General features: G+C 65.0%; 2 protein-coding genes and 1 pseudogene (1 of these 3 cut by a window edge). 1 reads left to right on the top strand and 2 read right to left on the bottom strand.

Going from position 1 to position 2,929, the window contains the following annotated elements:
* Nucleotides 1-647, top strand: a pseudogene (locus tag ACFE99_RS24315) (alpha/beta hydrolase fold domain-containing protein) (its annotated part extends 233 nt beyond the left edge of the window); the annotation flags it as partial.
* On the opposite strand, the gene ACFE99_RS24310 reads toward ACFE99_RS24315, so the two are convergent.
* Both ACFE99_RS24310 and ACFE99_RS24305 read right to left on the bottom strand, forming a co-directional pair.
* A complete protein-coding gene (locus ACFE99_RS24310; protein WP_375489336.1) occupies nucleotides 644-2,062 on the bottom strand; it encodes a wax ester/triacylglycerol synthase family O-acyltransferase in 1,419 nt (472 codons plus the stop codon). The pseudogene ACFE99_RS24315 and the gene ACFE99_RS24310 sit on opposite strands and share 4 nt — an antisense overlap.
* 43 nt (nucleotides 2,063-2,105) lie before the next feature.
* The coding region (locus ACFE99_RS24305) for an alpha/beta fold hydrolase (protein WP_375489334.1) at nucleotides 2,106-2,929 on the bottom strand (824 nt) is incomplete at its 5' end.

Below are 2,929 nucleotides of genomic sequence, written 5' to 3'. Positions count from 1 at the left end.
ATCTTGCCGCAAGCGGATGGGTGTGCGTGTCCATCGACTACCGGGTCAGCCCCGTGCACACCTGGCCGGATCACATCGTCGATGTCAAGCGGGCATTGGCCTGGGTCAAGCAGAACATCGCCGCCGCCGGCGGCGATCCGAACTTTGTGGTGCTCACCGGCGAGTCGGCGGGCGGGCACCTGGCAGCCCTGGCAGCGCTGACACCGAATGATCCGCGATTTCAGCCCGGGTTCGACGACATCGACGCCACGGTGATGGCCGCAGTGCCGGTGTATGGACGCTATGACTGGTTCTCCACGGAAGGCGCCGGACGAGCGGAGTTCATCGCGTTTTTGGAGCGGTTCGTCGTCAAACGCCGGCATGCCGACGATCCGCAGGTATTTCTCGATGCGTCCCCGATTAACCGATTGTCCTCGGATGCGCCACCGTTTTTCGTGCTGCACGGCCGCGACGACTCACTGATTCCGGTGTCCGAGGCGCGTGACTTCGTCACGGCGCTGCGTGAGGTGTCGAAGTCGCCGCTCGCATATGCGGAATTGCCGGGCGCCCAACATGCTTTCGACATTTTCGGTTCGCCCCGCGCCCGGCACACCGCGACTGCGATTGGGCGGTTTCTGTCCTGGGTGTACGCGACGTCGCGTCGTTAGGCCTGCGCCATCGCCGTTTCGACGACCGTCAGCTTTTCGGAAAGCCCAGCAGCCCTTCGTATTTCGACAAAGGTGTCGATCATCGCGTCGGTCACCTCATGCGGATCTTTGACGGTGGCGCCATCGGTCAGCACTGAGATGTTGAGTTGATCGACATAACTCCACACGGTGATGTTCAGTCCGCTCCCCGCGGTGAGCGGTCCCACCGAATAGATTTCGGTCACCAGCGCACCGCCGACCCGGCCGCGCTCCCGCGGACCAGGCACGTTGGAGATATTCAGGTTCAGGATCTTGTTCTGCCCGTCGCGGCCGGCCAACCACCGGAACAAAGCCTCGGTCGGTGCCGGGGGGAAGTACGCCGCCCACCGGCTGACCAGCTCCGGTCCCATCAGCTGGTGGCTCTCCTTGGCCGAGACCGCGTTTTCATGGCAAAGCCGTGTCCGCTCCAGTGGGTCCTCGACGTCGACGGGCAGCGCCACCAGCATTCCGGTGAAGTAGTTGCCGGAAATCCGCTCGGGGGAGAAGTCGAAGCTCACCGGCACAGAGGCCAGCAGCGGATGGTCGGCGTTGCCGTCATAGCGCAGCAGCAGGGTGCGCAGCGCCCCGGCCGACATGGCCAGCACCATGTCGTTGATCGTGGCCCCGAGCGACTTGCCGGTCTCCTTGACATCAGCCAATGCCAATGTGGCGCTGGCGAATTTGCGCTCCGGGGTGAGCATGTGGTTGATGAACGTCGGTGGCGGCGTGAACGGCCGGGTCAGTTCTGGCGACAGCTTGCGCGAGCTGCGGCGCACCCGAGCCAACCCCTGCGCGGTGTAGCCGATGGTGCGGGGAATCCGGCCGACGTGTCGCAGATGATCGCCGAACGCCGAGCGCAGTAACTGCCCCTTGGTTGGTGCGGGGTCGGCCGCATAAGAGCCGCGAGCCGGCTCCAAGCTCGGCTGTAGGTCCATGCCGCGGGCCAACAGGTTGGCCGAGGCGACGCCGTCGGCGAGCGCGTGGTGGATTTTGCCCACCACCGCTATCCGGTTATTGGCCAGGCCCTCGACAAAGTACATCTCCCACAGCGGGCGGCTGCGGTCCAGCGGGGTGCTGGCGATCTTTCCGATGGCCTCGTCAAGTTCGCGGCGCCCTCCCGGGGCCGGCAGCCGCCACGGGCGGATGTGGTAGGTGAGGTCGACGTCGCAGTTCTCCCGCCACATCGGGTGATGCAACTTAAAGGGGATCTCCACCAGCTCATAGCAGAAAGGCTCGAGTTTGTAGAGCCGACTATGGATGACCCGCCGGAATTCGTCGATGCCGAAGTCACGCCGGTCCGGGTCCAGCTCGATCACCCCGACCTTGATGGTGTGCATGTGCACGTTCGGCGTCTCGCTGTACAGCAGTACCGCGTCCCACCCGCTCAGCCGTTTCACGGTCGCGCCTTCCTCATGCACGGACCTTACATTCGGGCGGCGCTCAAATAACCTGTTTGGCCCCAATCGGCGGACGGCTGCGGTGGACCTCGTTGAGGAACAGTCCGACAGCGGTGGCCATCGCGCCGGTACGGGCACCGTCGATCAAATCGAACCCGTGCCCGGCCCCCGGAAGCTCCATGTAGCTGACCGCGGATTGCGAGACCGATCGGAGCCGCTCGACGAAGCTGCGCGCCTGTTCGACGGGGATCACCGTGTCCTTGCTGCCGTGAATGACCAAGAATGGCGGCGCTTTCGAGTGCACCCGCGCAATCGGGGAAGCCTTCCGGAACACCTCGGGGTGACGTGCGATCCGTTGCTTGACCACCACGCGCTCCAGGAAATCCACGAACCGGACCCGCTCAGCCGTGGAGCGGTCTTCCCAGTCGTAGCGGCCGTAGATCCCGACGACGGCGTCAACCGCGGTGTCGGAGCCTTCGGGAAGGTCGTTCCGCAGATCGGGGTCGTTGCCGGTCAGTCCAGCCAGCGCGGCGAGATGTCCGCCGGCAGAACATCCTGCCACCGCAATGAAATTGCGATCGCCACCGAATTTGTCGACGTTCGCCCGTGCCCACGCGATCGCGGTTTTGACGTCGACGATGTGCGACGGCCAGCGGTGGTGCGGCGCGACCCGGTAGCCGATCGACAGACACACCCAGCCCAGTTCGGCCAGGTGTGACATGAGTGAGTAGCCCTGCAGGGAGCGGCTGCCCTGTATCCAGGCGCCACCCGGCACGAAGATCAGTACGGGCGCTGGCTGAGCCGGCAGGTCCTTGCGGCGCCACACGTCGAGCAGCTGGGCGGGGTGGTCGCCGTACCGCACGGAGC

Source organism: uncultured Mycobacterium sp. (assembly GCF_964249325.1).
GTDB lineage: Bacteria > Actinomycetota > Actinomycetes > Mycobacteriales > Mycobacteriaceae > Mycobacterium.
Note: the sequence above shows the minus strand (reverse complement) of the source record. Positions and strands in the feature narration are given on the sequence as shown.